Origin of the sequence: Paracoccus ferrooxidans (assembly GCF_029909815.1) — a bacterium.
Taxonomy (GTDB): domain Bacteria; phylum Pseudomonadota; class Alphaproteobacteria; order Rhodobacterales; family Rhodobacteraceae; genus Paracoccus; species Paracoccus versutus.
On record NZ_CP038198.1, the window covers coordinates 2,067,685 to 2,085,840 of the forward strand.

Annotated in this window: 19 protein-coding genes; 12 read left to right on the forward strand and 7 right to left on the reverse strand. The window is 66.8% G+C overall.

Annotated features, from left to right (window positions below; translation table 11 throughout):
- Positions 1 to 3: 3 nt before the first annotated feature.
- From odhB to mdh, 7 genes are all read right to left on the reverse strand, one after another.
- The gene (gene odhB, locus E3U26_RS10385; RefSeq protein WP_276241704.1) at positions 4 to 1,545 is read right to left on the reverse strand and encodes a 2-oxoglutarate dehydrogenase complex dihydrolipoyllysine-residue succinyltransferase; all 1,542 of its coding nucleotides are present in this window, start codon (positions 1,543 to 1,545) and stop codon (positions 4 to 6) included.
- 1 nt (position 1,546) lies between these two features.
- The gene (locus E3U26_RS10390; protein WP_243783610.1) at positions 1,547 to 4,513 is read right to left on the reverse strand and encodes a 2-oxoglutarate dehydrogenase E1 component; all 2,967 of its coding nucleotides are present in this window, start codon (positions 4,511 to 4,513) and stop codon (positions 1,547 to 1,549) included.
- Positions 4,514 to 4,533: 20 nt separating this feature from the next.
- Positions 4,534 to 5,697 (reverse strand): glycosyltransferase family 2 protein, encoded by a 1,164-nt coding sequence (locus E3U26_RS10395; protein WP_243783611.1) that lies wholly within the window; start codon positions 5,695 to 5,697, stop codon positions 4,534 to 4,536.
- A gap of 179 nt (positions 5,698 to 5,876) precedes the next feature.
- Positions 5,877 to 6,761: a succinate--CoA ligase subunit alpha gene (gene sucD / locus E3U26_RS10400; protein ID WP_243783612.1), complete on the reverse strand. Its 885-nt coding sequence runs from the start codon at positions 6,759 to 6,761 to the stop codon at positions 5,877 to 5,879.
- Between the two features lie 10 nt (positions 6,762 to 6,771).
- Positions 6,772 to 7,098, reverse strand: coding sequence for a hypothetical protein (locus tag E3U26_RS10405; RefSeq protein ID WP_243783613.1), 327 nt, complete (start codon positions 7,096 to 7,098; stop codon positions 6,772 to 6,774).
- 5 nt (positions 7,099 to 7,103) lie between these two features.
- Positions 7,104 to 8,297: an ADP-forming succinate--CoA ligase subunit beta gene (gene sucC / locus E3U26_RS10410; RefSeq protein ID WP_243783614.1), complete on the reverse strand. Its 1,194-nt coding sequence runs from the start codon at positions 8,295 to 8,297 to the stop codon at positions 7,104 to 7,106.
- 366 nt (positions 8,298 to 8,663) lie between these two features.
- Positions 8,664 to 9,626, reverse strand: a complete 963-nt coding sequence (gene mdh / locus E3U26_RS10415) for a malate dehydrogenase (RefSeq protein ID WP_036750251.1) — start codon at positions 9,624 to 9,626, stop codon at positions 8,664 to 8,666.
- A gap of 187 nt (positions 9,627 to 9,813) precedes the next feature.
- On the opposite strand from mdh, the gene E3U26_RS10420 reads away from it, so the two are divergent.
- The 12 genes from E3U26_RS10420 to E3U26_RS10475 all read left to right on the forward strand — a co-directional run bounded on the left by E3U26_RS10420 (position 9,814) and on the right by E3U26_RS10475 (position 18,065).
- Positions 9,814 to 10,548 (forward strand): sulfite exporter TauE/SafE family protein, encoded by a 735-nt coding sequence (locus tag E3U26_RS10420; protein WP_072461034.1) that lies wholly within the window; start codon positions 9,814 to 9,816, stop codon positions 10,546 to 10,548.
- An 80-nt stretch (positions 10,549 to 10,628) separates the two neighbouring features.
- Positions 10,629 to 11,468 carry an HpcH/HpaI aldolase/citrate lyase family protein gene (locus E3U26_RS10425; RefSeq protein ID WP_243783615.1) on the forward strand — a complete coding sequence of 280 codons (840 nt, stop codon included), beginning with the start codon at positions 10,629 to 10,631 and terminating at the stop codon, positions 11,466 to 11,468.
- A gap of 45 nt (positions 11,469 to 11,513) precedes the next feature.
- On the forward strand, positions 11,514 to 12,056 hold the full coding sequence (locus E3U26_RS10430) for an NnrU family protein (RefSeq protein ID WP_499104787.1): 543 nt from the start codon (positions 11,514 to 11,516) through the stop codon (positions 12,054 to 12,056).
- A gap of 1 nt (position 12,057) precedes the next feature.
- Positions 12,058 to 12,264 carry a DUF1737 domain-containing protein gene (locus E3U26_RS10435; protein ID WP_036750239.1) on the forward strand — a complete coding sequence of 69 codons (207 nt, stop codon included), beginning with the start codon at positions 12,058 to 12,060 and terminating at the stop codon, positions 12,262 to 12,264.
- Positions 12,265 to 12,273: 9 nt separating this feature from the next.
- Entirely contained in the window at positions 12,274 to 13,308 is a 1,035-nt protein-coding gene (locus E3U26_RS10440) for a MaoC family dehydratase (protein ID WP_072461030.1), read from the forward strand.
- 313 nt (positions 13,309 to 13,621) lie between these two features.
- Positions 13,622 to 14,014 (forward strand): succinate dehydrogenase, cytochrome b556 subunit, encoded by a 393-nt coding sequence (gene sdhC / locus E3U26_RS10445; protein WP_036750387.1) that lies wholly within the window; start codon positions 13,622 to 13,624, stop codon positions 14,012 to 14,014.
- 15 nt (positions 14,015 to 14,029) lie between these two features.
- Positions 14,030 to 14,419: a succinate dehydrogenase, hydrophobic membrane anchor protein gene (sdhD, locus tag E3U26_RS10450; protein WP_036750234.1), complete on the forward strand. Its 390-nt coding sequence runs from the start codon at positions 14,030 to 14,032 to the stop codon at positions 14,417 to 14,419.
- A gap of 9 nt (positions 14,420 to 14,428) precedes the next feature.
- Positions 14,429 to 16,231 carry a succinate dehydrogenase flavoprotein subunit gene (sdhA, locus tag E3U26_RS10455; protein ID WP_114535127.1) on the forward strand — a complete coding sequence of 601 codons (1,803 nt, stop codon included), beginning with the start codon at positions 14,429 to 14,431 and terminating at the stop codon, positions 16,229 to 16,231.
- Positions 16,231 to 16,596, forward strand: a complete 366-nt coding sequence (locus tag E3U26_RS10460; protein ID WP_036750228.1) for a hypothetical protein — start codon at positions 16,231 to 16,233, stop codon at positions 16,594 to 16,596. The genes sdhA and E3U26_RS10460 overlap by 1 nt, the downstream gene beginning before the upstream one ends.
- Positions 16,596 to 16,922, forward strand: a complete 327-nt coding sequence (locus tag E3U26_RS10465; RefSeq protein WP_052095694.1) for a hypothetical protein — start codon at positions 16,596 to 16,598, stop codon at positions 16,920 to 16,922. The genes E3U26_RS10460 and E3U26_RS10465 overlap by 1 nt, the downstream gene beginning before the upstream one ends.
- A 70-nt stretch (positions 16,923 to 16,992) precedes the next feature.
- Positions 16,993 to 17,772 (forward strand): succinate dehydrogenase iron-sulfur subunit, encoded by a 780-nt coding sequence (locus tag E3U26_RS10470; RefSeq protein ID WP_036750226.1) that lies wholly within the window; start codon positions 16,993 to 16,995, stop codon positions 17,770 to 17,772.
- A 131-nt stretch (positions 17,773 to 17,903) separates the two neighbouring features.
- The gene (locus tag E3U26_RS10475; RefSeq protein ID WP_214273281.1) at positions 17,904 to 18,065 is read left to right on the forward strand and encodes a hypothetical protein; all 162 of its coding nucleotides are present in this window, start codon (positions 17,904 to 17,906) and stop codon (positions 18,063 to 18,065) included.
- Positions 18,066 to 18,156 lie beyond the last annotated feature (91 nt).

Consider the following 18,156-nt stretch of genomic DNA (forward strand, 5'->3'; position numbering starts at 1 on the left):
GGATCACAGATCCATCAGCAGGCGGCGCGGATCCTCCAGCGCTTCCTTGACGCGGACCAGGAAGGTCACGGCGCCCTTGCCGTCGACGATGCGGTGGTCGTAGCTCAGCGCCAGATACATCATCGGCCGGATGACGATCTGCCCGTCCACCACCACGGGGCGGTCCTGGATCTTGTGCATGCCCAGGATGCCCGATTGCGGCGGGTTCAGGATCGGCGAGGACATCAGCGAGCCATAGACGCCGCCGTTCGAGATGGTGAAGGTGCCGCCCTGCATTTCCGCCATGGTCAGCTTGCCGTCGCGGGCGCGCAGGCCCAGCTCGGCGATCTCCTTCTCGATCCGGGCGAAGCTCTTCTGGTCGGCGTCGCGCACCACCGGGACCACCAGGCCGTTCGGCGTGCCCACCGCCACGCCCATGTGGACGAAGTTCTTGTAGACCACGTCGCCGCCGTCGATCTCGGCATTGACCTCGGGCACTTCCTTCAGCGCGTGGCAGCAGGCCTTCACGAAGAAGGACATGAAGCCCAGCTTGACCTTGTGCTTCTTCTCGAACTGGTCCTTGTAGGTGTTGCGCAGGTCCATGATGCCCTTCATGTCCACCTCGTTATAGGTGGTCAGCATCGCGGCGGTGTTCTGCGCGTCCTTGAGCCGGCGGGCGATGGTGGCGCGCAGGCGGGTCATCTTGACGCGTTCCTCGCGGGCGGCGTCCTCGGCGGAACTCGGCGCGCGCGGCGCCTGGGCCGGGGCCGGGGCGGGCGAGGCGGCGGCAGGGGCGGTAGCCGCGCGTGCCACGTCCTCTTTCATCACCCGGCCGTCGCGGCCGGTGCCGATGACGGCATCGCGGCTGACCCCGGCCTCGGCCATGGCCTTCTTGGCCGAAGGGGCGTCCTCGACATCCTTGCGCGGCGCGGGCGTTTCCGGGCCGGCGCCGGGCGATTGCACGGCGGCTGCGGCGGCCGCCGGGGCCTCGGCCTTGGGGGCCGCGGTCGCGCCTTCGGTGATGACGGCCAGCCTGGCGCTGGCCTCGACCGTCGCGCCCTCGGGGGCGAGGATCTCGGCCAGCACGCCCGCGGCGGGGGCCGGCACCTCGACCGAGACCTTGTCGGTCTCAAGCTCGCACAGCATCTCGTCCTGCGCGACCGCGTCGCCGACCTTCTTGAACCAGGTCGCGACCGTCGCTTCGGTCACGCTTTCGCCCAGGGTGGGCACCATCACGTCGACGGATTTTCCGCTCATCTTCCTCTGTCCTTCCTGAGCCTTCGTGCCCGCATCAGCCTTGGGCAACATTTCTTCCGGGCCGGCATCGCCCTGTTCCATGATCTGCGCGAGCAGCGCGTTCGGCGCGACCACCGTGCCCTCGGGCGCGACGATCTCGGCCAGCTTGCCGGCGACGGGCGAGGGCACCTCGACCGTCACCTTGTCGGTTTCCAGCTCGCACAGCATTTCATCCACGGCGACGCGGTCGCCCGGTTTCTTGAACCAGGTGGCCACCGTCGCCTCGGATACCGATTCCCCAAGCGTGGGGACGCGTAGTTCCACTGCCATGTCAGGCCCCGATGGTGATCGCTTCGTGGACCAGGGCCTCCTGCTCGGCCTTGTGGCGCGAGGCAAGCCCGGTGGCCGGCGAGGCCGCGGCATGGCGGCCGACATAGCGCGGCCGGCCGTGCTTGGCGCCGATGCGCGACAGCACCCATTCGATATTGGGCTCGACGAAGCTCCAGCCGCCCTGGTTCTTGGGTTCTTCCTGGCACCAGACGATCTCGGCATCCTTGAAGCGTTCCAACTCCTTGGACATGCTCTGGGCCGGGAAGGGATAGAACTGCTCGAGCCGCAGGATATGCACATCCTCGGCACCGGCGGCGTCGCGGGCCTGCGCGAGGTCGTAATAGACCTTGCCCGAGCAGATCACCACGCGGCGGATCTTGTCGTCCGGGGCCAGCTTGAACTCGGACTTGCCGCGGTCGGCATCGTCCACCAGCACGCGGTTGAAGGTCGAGCCGGCCAGGAACTCGTCCGCCGTGGACACCGCCAGCGGGTGGCGCAGCAGCGATTTCGGCGTCATCAGCACCAGCGGCTTGCGGAAGGGCCGCTTCAGCTGCCGGCGCAGGATGTGGAAATAGTTCGCTGGCGTGGTGCAGTTCGCCACGATCCAGTTGTCCTCGGCGCACATCTGCAGCCAGCGCTCCAGCCGGGCCGAGCTGTGTTCCGGGCCCTGGCCCTCATAGCCATGCGGCATCAGCATGACGAGGCCGGACATGCGCAGCCATTTCTTTTCGCCCGAGGTGATGAACTGGTCGAACATGATCTGGGCGCCGTTGGCGAAATCGCCGAACTGGGCCTCCCACATGACCAGGCTGTTCGGCTCGGCCAGCGAATAGCCGTATTCGAAGCCCAGCACCGCATATTCCGACAGCATCGAGTCGATGACCTCGTAGCGCGCCTGCCCGCCGCGGATGTGGTTCAGCGGGTAGTAGCGTTCCTCGGTCGCCTGGTCGACGAAGGCCGAATGGCGCTGCGAGAAGGTGCCGCGGGTCGAATCCTGCCCGGCGAGGCGCACCGGATGCCCCTCCAGCAGCAGCGAGCCGAAGGCCAGCGCCTCGCCCGTGGCCCAGTCGAAGCCCTGGCCGGTCTCGAACATCTGCTTCTTGGATTCCAGCAGGCGGCCGACGGTCCTGTGCAGGTCGAACCCTTCGGGCACGCGGGTCAGCGCGCCGCCGATCTCGGCCATGGTCTCGGGCGCGATGCCGGTCTGGCCCAGGTTCTCCTCGGCATGCTCGGCCTCGAGCCCCGACCATTTGCCGTCCAGCCAGTCGGCCTTGTTCGGCTTGAAGTTCTTGCCGACCTCGAACTCCTCGTTCAGATGGGCCTGGAAGGCGGCCTTCATCTCCTCGATCTCGCCCTCGGGGACCAGGCCGTCGGCGACCAGCCGCTCGGTATAGCGTTGCAGCGTGGTCTTCTGGCCCTTGATCTTCTTGTACATCACCGGGTTGGTGAACATCGGCTCGTCGCCTTCGTTGTGACCGAAGCGGCGATAGCAGAAGATGTCGATGACCACGTCCTTGTGGAATTTCTGCCGGAACTCGGTCGCGACCTTGGCGGCATGGACCACCGCCTCGGGGTCGTCGCCGTTGACGTGGAAGATCGGCGCCTCGACCATCAGCGCGATGTCGGTCGGATAGGGCGAGGTGCGGCTGAAATGCGGCGCGGTGGTGAAGCCGATCTGGTTGTTCACCACGATATGGATGCAGCCGCCGGTGCGGTGGCCCTTGATGCCGGAAAGCTGGAAGCATTCCGCCACGATGCCCTGGCCGGCAAAGGCCGCGTCGCCATGCAGCAGGATCGGCAGCACCGCCGTGCGATAGGTCTGGTCGGACAGCTGGTCCTGCTTGGCGCGGACCTTGCCCAGCACCACCGGGTTCACCGCCTCGAGGTGCGAGGGGTTCGCGGTCAGCGACAGGTGGACGGTGTTGTCGTCGAAGGTGCGGTCCGACGAGGCGCCGAGGTGATATTTCACGTCGCCCGAGCCGTCCACGTCGTCGGGCTTGTAGCTGCCGCCCTGGAATTCGTGGAAGATGGCGCGATAGGGCTTGCCCATCACGTTGGCCAGGACCGACAGGCGGCCGCGGTGCGGCATGCCGATCACCACGTCCTTGACGCCAAGCGCGCCGCCGCGCTTGATGATCTGCTCCATCGCCGGGATCAGCGCCTCGCCGCCGTCAAGGCCGAAGCGCTTGGTGCCCATATACTTGACATGCAGGAACTTCTCGAAGCCCTCGGCCTCGACCAGCTTGTTGAGGATGGCGCGGCGTCCCTCGCGGGTGAAGGCGATCTCCTTGCCGTAGCCCTCGATCCGCTCCTTGAGCCAGCCGGCCTCTTCGGGGTTCGAGATATGCATGAACTGCAGCGCGAAGGTGCCGCAATAGGTGCGGCTCATCAGGTCGACGATCTGGCGGATCGTGGCGATCTGCAGGCCAAGCACGTTGTCGATGAAGATCGGCCGGTCCAGGTCGGCCTCGGTGAAGCCGTAGGTCTTGGGGTCCAGCTCGCCGTGGTCGGGGATCTCGCGCATGCCCAGCGGATCCAGGTCGGCATGCAGGTGGCCGCGGATGCGGAAGGCGCGGATCAGCATGATGGCGCGGACGCTGTCCAGCACGGCGCGCTTGAGCTGCTCGTCGGTCAGGTTCACGCCCTTTTCGCCGGCCTTGGCGGCGATCTTGTCCAGCGCCGCCTTGGCCTCGGACTTGGGCAGCATCGGCCATTCGCCGGTCAGCGCCGCGGTGGTGTCGTCGGCGGGCACCGGCGGCCAGTCGGCGCGCTGCCAGCTTGCGCCCTTGGCCTCGCGGGTGACGACGGTCTCCTCGTCGCCCAGGCTGCGGAAGAAGGCGTCCCACGCCTGATCCACCGCCGCCGGGTTCTGGGCCCATTGGCCGTAAAGCTGCTCGACATAGGCCGCGTTATGGCCCTGCAGGAAGCTCGAATCGTGGAAGGCCGAGTTTGGGGATTGATCGTTCATTGGCTTGCCTCCGGGAAATCCTATCCGTTCGCGCCTTGATCAGGGGCGGTCGCATTGTTCGGGCCATGTCCGGGGGTGGTCCCGGCCATCAGCCTGGTCTGAAGATCCTGATACCATGCCGGCAGCCCGGCGCGCGGCTGGCGCAGCAGGGCGGGCAGGTTGCGGCCGGCCAGCAGGGCGCCGCGGAATTGCGGCAGATCCCAGCGGCCTCCGGCGATGTCCTTGGGCAGTTCGGCCAGCGTCATGCGCAGGTACCACAGCGCATAGCGGGCCAGGTCGCGGCCCTGCCGCTCGGAATTGCGGCGGACGAAATAGGCGATGTTGAGCATGGCCAGCATGGTGCTGATCCGGCGCCGGTCGCGGCCTGCCGCCGCCTCGAAATGGTGGATATGCGCATCCGGCGCGATGGCCAGCATCCCGTGCCGGCCAAAGCGATAGCTGGCGTCCAGATCCTCGGCGATCGAACTGCCGGCCAGCCCTTCGTCGAAGGGTTCGCGCAGCGCCAGATGGCGGCGCAGGGTCATGGCGAAGCCGACGATGAAATCGACGCGCAGCAGCCCCTGCGGCAGGGTGGCGTCGCCCTGCCAGCGCCGCTCGGGGCGGTCGTAGCCCAGGAAGCGCTGCTCGGCCGGGATCATCAGCAGGTGGTGCAGGGCAAGGTCGATGCCGCGCTGCACCGGCCCCGCCCGGCCCCTGGCCAGCGCGCCGGCGCGGTTGGTCTGCTTGCGTTCGTCCCCGGTCTCCGCGCCGGCCAGCGGCGCATTGCGGGCCGAGATGGCGACGATCCGGCCCTGCGTGTCGGCGCGGTAATGCGCCATGATCTGCGCGGCGCAATCCGAATGCAGCAGCGCGTCGTCGTCGATCATGAACAGGATGTCGGCACGGGCCAGCGCGACGGCCTGGTTGCGCTGCACGGTCAGCGATTTGCGCCGGGCCGGCACATAGGTCAGCGGACAGCCGCCGGCCGCGGCGATCACCGCCTCGACCCCCTCGCGGTTCTGCGCCCAGTCGGCGCTGGCATCGACGATGACGATCTCGGCCGGCCGCTCGGTCGAGGCCAGCGCGGCACGCACGCAGTCGCAAAGCAGCTTGCCGCGCTGATAGGTCGAGACGCAAAGCGCCCAGTCCTGCGCCGCCACGGGCGAGGCGGGGCGTTCCGCCGGCGGTTGGGGCTGCGGGATCATGCCGCGCCTCGGCTGGGCAGCGGGGCAGGGCCGCAGGCCGGGCAGGGCGCTGCCCCGGCGGTTCTGGCGACGATCTGGCGACGACGGCGGTCCAATCTGGCACCTGCTGGTAAGGTCTGGCGCGGCCCCCGGTAAAGGTAGGCAGGGGCCGCGCCCAAGTCAAAAGCCTTGCGGCAAAGTTACCGGCCGAGCGCTTTCAGCACCGCCTCGCCCAGGCCCGCGGGGCTGTCGGCGACGATGATCCCGGCCGATTTCATGGCTTCGATCTTGGATTCCGCGTCGCCCTTGCCGCCCGAGACTATGGCGCCGGCATGGCCCATGCGGCGGCCCTTCGGCGCGGTGCGCCCGGCGATGAAGCCGGCGGTCGGCTTCCACTTGCCGCGGCGCTTCTGCTCGGCCAGGAATTCGGCGGCCTCTTCCTCGGCGGAACCGCCGATCTCGCCGATCATGATGATCGATTCGGTTTCAGGGTCGTCCAGGAACATGCGCAGCACGTCGATATGCTCCATGCCCTTGATCGGGTCGCCGCCGATGCCGACCGCGGTGGACTGGCCCAGGCCGACGTCGGTGGTCTGCTTCACCGCCTCATAGGTCAGCGTGCCCGAGCGCGACACGACGCCCACCGACCCGCGCGAGAAGATCGAGCCCGGCATGATGCCGATCTTGCATTCGCCCGGCGTCAGGATGCCGGGGCAGTTCGGGCCGATCAGCGTGGACTTGCTGTCGATCAGCGCGCGCTTGACCCGCATCATGTCGAGGACCGGGATGCCCTCGGTGATGGCGACGATCAGCGGGATCTCGGCGTCGATGGCTTCCAGGATCGAATCGGCCGCGAAGGGCGGCGGGACATAGATCACGGTCGCATTGGCGCCGGTTTTCTCCACGGCCTCGTGGACCGAGTTGAAGACCGGCAGGTCCAGATGCGTCGTGCCGCCCTTGCCGGGGGTCACGCCGCCGACCATCTGCGTGCCGTAAGCGATCGCCTGTTCGGTGTGGAAGGTGCCCTGGGATCCGGTGATCCCCTGGCAGATGACTTTGGTGTCTTTGTTGACGAGAACGGCCATTAGCCTCTCCTTAAGCGATTACGGAAACACGAAAGTTGCGCGGTCCGATCTTCTCGAAGAAGAGCCGCGTTCCGTCTTTCGCGTTGATATTCCTATAGAACGTCTCAATGGCATCCTTTGCTCTGATGCGAAGAATCCATTTGCCCGTTGCAATATCAGTTTCGAACGTGCCGACTGTATGAAGCTCGACGGTGATCGGCTTCCCTGCCTCCGACTTGTTTCCTCCGCCGAACGAGTCGGCGGGGAACAAATCTCTGATTGGGCTAACGGGGATATGATTGTTATCCACGTTTCCAACCGTAATCTCGACAGCTTTGCCTTCCACCGCCTTAGCCATAGTGGTCAGCCCTTCACCGCCTTGACGATCTTCTGCGCCGCATCCGACAGATCATCCGCCGCGATCACGTTCAGGCCGCTATCGCCGATGATCTGCTTGCCCAGCTCGACATTGGTGCCTTCCAGGCGCACGACCAGCGGGACTTGCAGCCCGACCTCTTTCACCGCGGCGATGATGCCTTCCGCGATGATGTCGCAGCGCATGATGCCGCCGAAGATGTTAACCAGGATGCCTTTGACGTTCGGGTCCGAGGTGATGATCTTGAACGCCTCGGTCACTTTCTCCTTGGTGGCGCCGCCGCCGACGTCCAGGAAGTTCGCGGGCTCGGCGCCGAACAGCTTGATGATGTCCATCGTCGCCATCGCCAGGCCGGCGCCGTTGACCATGCAGCCGATCTCGCCGTCCAGCGCGATATAGTTCAGGTCGAATTTCGAGGCGGCGAGTTCCTTGGGGTCTTCCTCGGTCTCGTCGCGCAGCGCCAGGATGTCGGGCTGGCGATAAAGGGCGTTGTTGTCGAAGCCCATCTTCGCGTCCAGCGCCTTGAGGTTGCCGTCCTTCATCACGATCAGCGGGTTGATCTCCAGCATCTCCATGTCCTTCTCGATGAACATGCGATACAGGTTCTTGACCAGCGCCACGCATTGCTTGACCTGCGGGCCCGAAAGACCCAGGGCGAAGGCCACGCGGCGGCCGTGGAAATCCGAAAGCCCCGAGGCCGGATCGACGCTGAAGGTCACGATCTTTTCCGGGGTCGAGGCGGCGACTTCCTCGATGTCCATGCCGCCTTCGGTCGAGGCGACGAAGCTGACGCGCGAGGTGCCGCGGTCGACCAGCAGCGCCAGATACAGCTCGCGCTCGATGTCGCTGCCGTCCTCGATATAGATGCGGTTGACCTGCTTGCCGGTCTCGCCCGTCTGGTGGGTGACGAGGGTGCGGCCCAGCATCTGGCGGGTCAGCTCCTCGGCCTCTTCCACCGATTTGGCCAGGCGGACGCCGCCTTTTTCACCGGCTTCCTTTTCCTTGAAGTGACCCTTGCCACGGCCGCCGGCGTGGATCTGGGCCTTGACGACCCAGAGCGGCCCGTCGAGTTCCCCCGCCGCCGCCTTGGCCTCGTCGGCCTTCATCACCACCCGCCCGTCCGAGACCGGCGCGCCGTATTGGCGCAGCAACGCCTTGGCCTGGTATTCATGGATGTTCATCGTCTTCCCCCGCAGTTGTCGGTTGGCGGGGCTTGTGCCACATTCCACGCCGGCGCCAAAGCCCCATGAAGGGCGAAATCCCTAAAACTGGCGGTAATCCGCCTTTTGTGATCACAGTTTTCGAGGCTGTGATCGCAAATCCCCGGCTGCCGGGACGGCGGGGCGGGAATCCCCGGCCTGGGCCGGCGCTTTCGCGTCCCGGATCAGGGCGCGCCGGGGGTCAGGCAGGGCCCAGGAGGTCCGCACGGCCAGCGGTTCGTCCGCCGCGGCGCTGGCCTGCCTTATGCTGCGCGGGCCGTGCGTCCGCGCCATGAAAAAGCCCCGCCGCAGCCGGCGGGGCCTGTCCTTGCCGTCGCTGGCCGGCGATCAGGCCAGGGTGGCGTCGATGCCCTTGCAGGCCGCGACCAGCCCTTTGACCGCGTCCACGGACTTGTCGAACATCGCCTGCTCGTCCTTGTCCAGGGTGATGTCGATGACGCGCTCGATGCCGCCGGCGCCGATCACGGTCGGCACGCCGACATAGAGCCCGTCCAGCCCATAGGCGCCCTTCACATAGGCCGCGCAGGGCAGCACGCGCTTCTGGTCCTTGAGATAGGCTTCCGCCATCTCGATGGCCGAGGTCGCGGGCGCATAGAAGGCCGAGCCGGTCTTCAGCAGGCCGACGATCTCGGCGCCGCCGTCGCGGGTGCGCTGCACGATGGCGTCCAGCTTGTCCTGGGTGGTCCAGCCCATCTTGACCAGGTCGGGCAGCGGGATGCCGGCCACGGTCGAATAGCGGGTCAGCGGCACCATGGTGTCGCCATGGCCGCCCAGCACGAAGGCGGTCACGTCGCGCATCGAGACGCCGAATTCCAGTGACAGGAAGTGGCGGAAGCGGGCCGAATCGAGCACGCCGGCCATGCCGACGACCTTTTCATGCGGCAGGCCGCTGAACTCGCGCAGCGCCCAGACCATGGCGTCCAGCGGGTTGGTGATGCAGATCACGAAGGCGTTCGGGGCGTGCTGCTTGATGCCCTCGCCCACGGATTTCATGACCTTGAGGTTGATGCCCAGCAGGTCGTCGCGGCTCATGCCCGGCTTGCGGGGCACGCCGGCGGTGACGATGCACACATCGGCGCCGGCGATGTCGGCATAATCGTTGGCGCCCTTCATGACGGCGTCGAAACCCTCGGACGGGCCCGATTGCGCGATGTCGAGCGCCTTGCCCTGGGGCGTGCCCTCGGCGATGTCGAACAGGACGACGTCGCCCAGCTCCTTCATCGCGGCCAGATGCGCCAGCGTGCCGCCGATCTGTCCCGCACCGATGAGTGCGATCTTGGGTCGGGCCATGTTAACCTCCGATTTCCATGATGGTTCGCGCGGTGGCCTAGTCCCTCGGGATGAGAATCGCAAGCCTTGGCTGCGGGTCCGGCGCGAAAACCGCTGTTGTCAACCGCTAACATGGAAATGGCGGCGGCGTATTGCCGCGGTTGCGCCGCTGGATTACTCGGGAGGGGCGGGACACGGGGGCGCGCGGATGGAGATGCTGGGCTGGGTGCTGGCGGTGATCGCCGCCTTTTCGATCGGGCTGGCCAAGGGAGGGCTGTCCATGGTCGGCACCATCTCGGTGCCGCTGCTGGCGCTGGTCATGTCGCCGGTGCAGGCGGCGGGCATCCTGCTGCCGGTCTATATCATCTCGGACATCGGCGGGCTGATCGCCTTTCGCCGCGATTTCGACGCGCGGGTGCTGCGGACGCTGGTGCCGGGCGCGATCACCGGCATCGCCCTGGGCTGGGCCACCGCGCATCACGTCGACGACGCGCAGGTCGGGCTGATCGTCGGCGTGATCGGCCTGGCCTTTGCGCTGAACGCCCTGCTGCGCAGCCGGGTCAGCGCCAGCGCCCGGCCACCGCGCTGGGGGGCGGGCAGCTTCTGGGGCACGATCTCGGGCTATACCAGCTTCGTGTCGCATTCGGGCGCGGCACCCTATCAGGTCTATGCCCAGCCCCTGCGCATGACGCCGATGACCTATGCCGGCACCACGACGATCTTCTTTGCCATCTGCAATGCGGTGAAGCTGATTCCCTATGCCATGCTGGGCCAGCTGTCGGCGCATAACCTGTCGGTGGCCGCCGTGCTGATGGTGCCCGGCGTGCTGGGCGTGCTGGCGGGACTGTGGCTGGTGCGGCGGATGTCTGCGCAGGTCTTCTATGGCTTCATCACCTGGGCGCTGATGCTGGTTTCGGCCAAGCTGATCTGGGACGGGATCTGATGCCGCAGTGCGGCAAATCGGTGCTTGCGATTCGCTTCCTTTCGGGGCAGGTTCGCGCAAGATTATTACGCGAGGCCCCGATGACCCGTCCCTATCGTTCCGTCCTCTATATTCCGGCCGCCAATGTGCGGGCCATGGAAAAGGCCCAGGCGCTGGCCGCAGATGCGATCATCTTCGACCTCGAGGATGCGGTGGCGCCCGCCGAGAAGGTGGCGGCGCGGGACTTGCTGGCCAAGGCGCTGCAGGCCGATTACGGCGGCCGGGTGCGGATCGTGCGCATCAACGGCATGGACACCGAATGGGGCGAGGGCGACGCCCGCGCCTTTGCCTCGGGCGCCGATGCGGTGCTGGTGCCCAAGGTCAGCCGCGGCGCCGACCTGGACCGGGTGGCGGCGCTGGTGCCCGACACGCCGCTCTGGGCGATGATGGAGACGGCCGAGGGCATGCTGAACGCCGCCGAGATCGCCGCCCATCCGCGCCTGCAGGGCATGGTGATGGGCACCAACGATCTGGCCAAGGAGCTGAACAGCCGCTTTCGCGCCGACCGGCTGCCGATGATGGCGGGGCTGGGCCTGTGCCTGCTGGCCGCGCGGGCGCATGGCCGGGTCATCGTGGACGGCGTGTTCAACGCCTTCAAGGACGAAGAGGGGTTGCGCGCCGAATGCGAGCAGGGCCGCGACATGGGCTTTGACGGCAAGACCCTGATCCACCCGGCGCAGCTGGCCATTGCCAACGAGGTCTTTGCGCCGTCGGAAGCCGAGGTCGATCTGGCCCGCCGCCAGATCGAGGCCTTCGACGAGGCGCAGGCCCAGGGCAAGGGCGTCGCGGTGGTGGACGGCAGGATCGTCGAGAACCTGCATGTCGAGACCGCCCGCGTCACTTTGGCCAAGGCCGCGGCGATTGCCGCGCTGGCAGGGTGATGGCAAAGTAAGCGCCATTTACATCCAGCGAAAGGACAAAGCCAGATGTTGATCCTGATCCTTGGCGTGGCGCTTTGGTGGGCGGCGCATCTTCTCAAGCGGCTGGCATCGGGGCCGCGCGACCGGCTGGGCCGGGGCGGCGTGGCGGGGGCGCTGGCGGTCTCGGTGGTGCTGATGGTGATCGGCTATCGCATGGCGGACGGTCCCCATTGGTGGGGCGCGACCGCACCGCTGAAGGGCGTCAACAACCTGCTGGTGCTGCTGGGCTTCTATCTTTTTGCCGTCGCCGGCATGAAGACCCGCCTGGCCCGCCATATCCGTCACCCGCAGCTGACCGGCTTTGCGCTCTGGGCCCTTGCGCATCTGCTGCCCAATGGCGACCTGCCCAGTTTCGTGCTGTTCGGCGGGCTGCTGCTCTGGTCGCTGGTCGAGATGGCCGTGATCAACCGCGCGCAGCCGGGCTGGACCCCGCCCGCCGGGCCGTTCCCGGTCCGCAAGGAGGCGATGGCCGCGGTCGGCACCGTGGTCCTGTTCGGGGTCGTGGCGCTGGTCCACGCCTGGCTGGGCTATAACCCCTTTGGAGGCTGACATGCCCAAGATCTATCGCCTGCTGACCGAGGACGACACCTCGGCCTTCTGCCACAAGGTCAGCGAGGCGTTGTCGAAGGGCTGGGAGCTGCATGGCGACCCCGCCTATGCCTTCGACGCGGCGCGCGGCGTGATGCGCTGCGCCCAGGCCGTCACCAAGCAGATCGAGGCGGATTATCACCCGGACATGAAACTGGGCCAGCAATAGGAAACCACCATGAGCAAGACCAATCCGGGCCGCTTCTTCGAGGATTACCGCGTCGGCCAGGTGATCCGCCACGCCGTCCCCCGCACCGTGGCCGAGGGCGAGCGCGCGCTTTACCATGCGCTCTACCCGGCGCGGCACGCGCTTTATTCCTCGGACGAGTTCGCGGCCGCCTCGGGTCTGGACGGCAGCCCGCTGGACGACCTGATCGCCTTTCACATCGTCTTCGGCAAGTCGGTCCCCGACATCAGCCTGAACGCGGTGGCGAACCTGGGCTATGCCGAGGGCCGCTGGCTGAAGCCGGTCTGGCCGGGCGACACGCTGCGCTCCGAATCCGAGGTGATCGGGCTCAAGGAGAACTCCAACGGCAAGTCCGGCGTGGTCTGGGTCCGCACCCGCGGCCTGAACCAGATGGACGAGGTGGTGCTGGACTATGTGCGCTGGGTCATGGTGCGCAAGGGCGACGACGCGGCGCCGGCGCCCGAGCCGGTGGTGCCGGAACTGGCGAAATCGGTCGCGCCCTCCGATCTGGTGCTGCCCGAGGGGCTGGATTTCCTGCAATACGACTTCGGCCTGGCCGGCGAGCCGCACCGCTGGGGCGACTATGAGGTCGGCGAGGTCATCGACCATGTGGACGGCGTCACCATCGAGGAGGCCGAGCATATGCTGGCCACCCGGCTGTGGCAGAACACCGCCAAGGTGCATTTCGACGCCACCTTCCGCGAGGACGGCAAGCGGCTGATCTATGGCGGCCATGTCATCAGCATGGCCCGCGCGCTCAGCTTCAACGGGCTGGCCAATGCGCAGATGATCGTGGCGCTGAACGGCGGGGCCCATGCCAATCCCTGCTTTGCCGGCGACACCATCCGCGCCTGGTCCGAGGTGCTGGACAAGGCCGACACCCATGCGCCGGGCGTCGGCGCGATCCGGCTGCGGCTGGTGGCGCACAAGGGCGCGGCCGGTGATCACGCCCTGCGCGGCGAGGATGGAAAATATGCCCCGCAGGTGCTGCTGGACCTGGACTACTGGGCCCTGATGCCGAAATGACCGCCCTGCGCCCCGGCGCGGCCGGCCCGCGACTCGCGGCCGCGCCGGGGCTGAACATGACCGAATCCCTCGGTTATCCGGGGAAATCCGGCGAGTCCGTCCTGATACCGCAATCATTCGAAAGGGTCGAAGCCTGCCCGTGATCACAGCTGGCGTTTGCGTGATCACAAAAACGGAAAATCTGTCGCATATCCGCCTTACGTCTGGCATCCACCCGTGACAGATGCGACAAGGTGGCTAAAAGCAAACCCAATTTCGGCCAGCCCTCGCCGCCAGCCGTCGCGTGCGGGGCCTGAACGCAGGAGAGCGCATCATGGCTGACGTCAACCGGGGCAACCGGCCATTGTCACCGCATTTGCAGGTCTATCGCCTGCCCATCGCCGCAATCACCTCGATCATGACCCGCATCACCGGGCACGCGCTGGTCGCCGGGATCGTGCTGATCACCTGGTGGCTGGTCGCCGCCGTCACCTCGCCGGGCGCCTTCGCCTGCGCGGACTGGGTGATGCGGTCCTGGCTGGGCTTCATCATCCTGACCGGCTCGATGTGGTCGCTGTGGTATCACCTGCTCGCCGGGCTGCGCCACCTGGCCTATGACGCGGGCTACGGGCTGGAGATCGAGGAAGCGCGCAAATCCAGCCAGGCGCTGATCGCGGGTTCGGTCGTCCTGGCCGTGCTGACGCTGATCATCTTCTTCGCGTTCTGAGGAAAGGGCAGGATCATGCGTTACATCACCCCCCGCAAAGCTGCCGAAGGCCTGGGCTCGGCGCACGAGGGCACCCAGCACCACTGGGCCATGACCGTCTCGGCCGTCGCGCTGACCGTGCTGACGCCGCTGTTCATGATCGTGGTCGCCCGCGCCATCGGCCTGTCGCAGGAACAGCTGCTGGCCTATTTCGGCCGGCCCTTCCCGGCGCTCATCACCGCTCTGTTCGTGATCGTGGGCATGGTCCACTTCATCAAGGGCACGCGGATCATGATCGACGACTATTTCCAGGGTGGCGTGCGCAAGGCCGCCATCATCTTTTCCGTGATCTTCGGCTGGGCGGTCATCGCCGCGGCCGTCTATGCGCTGGCCCGGATGGGCCTTGGCGCGATCGTCGTCCTCTGAGGTTCCGCCATGGCTGCTTACAAATACGAAACGCACGAATATGATGTCGTGGTCGTCGGTGCCGGTGGCGCGGGCCTGCGCGCGACGCTGGGCATGGCCGAACAGGGCCTGCGCACCGCCTGCGTGACCAAGGTCTTTCCGACCCGCTCGCACACGGTCGCGGCCCAGGGCGGCATCGCCGCCAGCCTGTCGAACATGGGCCCGGACAACTGGCAGTGGCACATGTATGACACCGTCAAGGGCTCGGACTGGCTGGGCGACACCGACGCCATGGAATACCTGGCGCGCGAGGCCCCCAAGGCGGTCTACGAGCTGGAGCACTACGGCGTGCCCTTCAGCCGGACCGAGGAGGGCAAGATCTACCAGCGCCCCTTCGGCGGCCACACCACCGAATTCGGCGAAGGCCCGCCGGTGCAGCGCACCTGCGCCGCCGCCGACCGCACCGGCCATGCCATCCTGCACACGCTCTATGGCCGGTCGCTGAAAGAAAATGCCGAGTTCTTCATCGAATATTTCGCGCTGGACCTGATCATCACCGACGGCGCCTGCACCGGCGTGGTGTGCTGGAAGCTGGATGACGGCTCGATCCACGTCTTCAACGCCAAGATGGTGGTGCTGGCGACCGGCGGCTATGGCCGCGCCTATTTCAGCGCCACCTCGGCCCATACCTGCACCGGCGACGGCGGCGGCATGGTGGCCCGGGCGGGCCTGCCGCTTCAGGACATGGAATTCGTGCAGTTCCACCCGACCGGCATCTACGGCTCGGGCTGCCTGATCACCGAGGGCGCGCGCGGCGAGGGCGGCTACCTGACCAACAGCGAGGGCGAGCGCTTCATGGAGCGTTACGCGCCGACCTACAAGGATCTGGCCAGCCGCGACGTGGTCTCGCGCTGCATCACCATCGAGATCCGCGAGGGCCGCGGCGTCGGCCCGCACAAGGATCACATGTTCCTGAACCTGATGCACCTGCCGCCGGAAAGCCTGGCCGAGCGGCTGCCGGGCATCTCGGAATCCGCCAAGATCTTCGCCGGCGTGGACGTGACGCGCGAGCCGATCCCGATCCTGCCGACGGTGCATTACAACATGGGCGGCATCCCCACCAACTACTGGGGCGAGGTGCTGGACCCGACCGCCGAAAGCCCGGACCGGGTCTTCCCCGGCCTGATGGCGGTGGGCGAGGCCGGCTGCGCCTCGGTCCATGGCGCGAACCGGCTGGGATCGAACTCGCTGATCGACCTGGTGGTCTTTGGCCGCGCCGCCGCGATCCGCGCCGGGCAGGTGATCGACCGCAAGGCGGCGATCCCCACCACCAACAAGGAACAGGTGGACAAGGCGCTGGACCGCTTCGACCGCATCCGCAACGCCAACGGCTCGGTGCCGACGGCCGAGCTGCGGCTTGAGATGCAGCGCACCATGCAGGCCGATGCCGCGGTGTTCCGCACCGACAAGACCCTGGCCGAGGGCGTCGAGAAGATGCAGGCGATCGCGGCCAAGATGGACGACCTGAAGGTCACCGACCGCAGCCTGATCTGGAACAGCGACCTGATGGAGACGCTGGAGCTGACCAACCTGATGCCCAACGCGCTGGCGACCATCGTCGGCGCCGAGGCGCGCAAGGAAAGCCGCGGCGCCCATGCCCATGAAGACTACCCCGAGCGGGATGATGCCAACTGGCGCAAGCACTCGCTTGCCTGGGTCGAAGGCAACGATGTTAAACTGGCCTATCGGCCCGTTCATCTTGAACCCCTGACTACCCAGGACGAGGGCGGGATCGACCTGAAAAAGATCGCACCCAAAGCGAGGGTTTATTGATGCGTCTTCCCCTGATCCTGCCCATGGCCCTGACCGCCGCCGCGCTGACCCTTTCGGGCTGCGTGGTCCAGAACCCCGGCATGGCGCCGGCGCCGCTGCCGCCGGTCGCGGCCCCCGCGCCGGATGCGGCGATGCGGTCCTCGGCCCGCGTCATCGTCAACCGCGAGATGGCCCGGCGCCTGCCCGGCGCCAATGTCGCGCCCTATACCGATTGCGTGATGCAGAACGCCACCACGGCGGAACTGTCCAGCATCGCCGCTGCCGGCGCGGCCGGGGCGGGAGATGCGGTGGCCGCCATCGTCGGCCGTCCGTCCACCACGCAATGCATCGCCAGCGCCGCGGCGGCGGCCAAGCAGGCCGCCTGATGGCCGGGCGCGGCGCGCTTGGCCTGCGCCTTGCCCCGGCGCTGCTGGGGCTGGCGGCCTGCGCGCCCGCGCCGGTGCAGATCCCGGTCGCAGAGGCCGAGCGCGTCTGCATGGTCCAGGCGCTCGACGCCCGCGCGCCGCGCACCCAGGTCGGCATCGGCGTCGGCTCGCACGGCTATCGCGGCGGCTTCGTCAGCGTCGACCTGTCCTCGGACCAGATCCTGGGGCGCGATCCGTCCCAGGTCTTCGACCAATGCGTCCAGCGCCGCTCGGGGCAGAAGCCCACGCGGCCGCTTTACGAACAGCCGGGCTGGAGGGTGCATTGACGCCCTCTGCCCAAGCCACCGCATGACGGCCTAGTCGCAAGACGACGGTCTGACCACCAGGAGTTACCCAATGGTCCAACTTACCCTTCCCAAGAACAGCCGCATGCGGGTCGGCAAGACCTGGCCGAAACCCGAAGGCGCGACGAACGTCCGCCGCTTCAACATCTACCGCTGGGATCCCGATACCGGCGAGAACCCGCGCATCGACACCTATTTCGTCGACATGGATAAATGCGGGCCGATGGTGCTGGACGCGCTGATCAAGATCAAGAACGAGATCGACCCGACGCTGACCTTCCGCCGCTCCTGCCGCGAGGGGATCTGCGGCTCCTGCGCGATGAACATCGACGGCGGCAACCATCTTGCCTGCATCTACGGCATGGACGAGATCAAGGGCGACGTGAACATCTATCCGCTGCCGCACATGCCGGTGGTCAAGGATCTGATCCCCGACCTGACGCATTTCTATGCCCAGCACGCCTCGGTGAACCCCTATCTCATCACCGAGACGCCGACCCCCGACAAGGAATGGCGCCAGTCGATCGAGGATCGCAAGAAGCTGGACGGGCTTTACGAATGCGTGATGTGCGCCAGCTGCTCGACCGCCTGCCCGAGCTATTGGTGGAACGGCGACCGCTACCTGGGCCCGGCGGCCCTGCTGCACGCCTATCGCTGGATCATCGATTCGCGCGACGAGGCCACGGGCGAACGCCTGGATGCGCTGGAAGACCCGTTCAAGCTGTATCGCTGCCATACGATCATGAACTGCACCAATACCTGTCCCAAGGGGCTGAACCCGGCCAAGGCCATCGCCTCGATCAAGCACATGATGGTGGACCGTATCGTTTGATTTGCACGGCCGTCATGGCCGGTATGCCGTGATATACCGTTTGACGCCGCGTCGCAGAGGTAGATTTTTCTGCGGCGCGGCATTATCTTTTTCGGCGGGGAAGAGCATCACTTCGACCCGGAGACCTTCGGATGAAAACCCTTGCCGAGACCCAAAAACCCAGCGCCAACCTGGCCGTGCTGAAGCCGGCCAAGTCGGCAGACCGCGCGGCCCTGGCCGTGCTGGAGCAGATGTACGGCTATTTCAGCTTCGATCCGATGCCGATGGAAGCCGACATTCGCCAGGCCGCCTGAAGCGCGGCCACCTTGTCCGCACGCGCGGGCCTTCCAGCGCGGCTTCCCGGCCGCGCTCTTGTTTTTCGGGTATTTGGGAAACGGTGAAGCG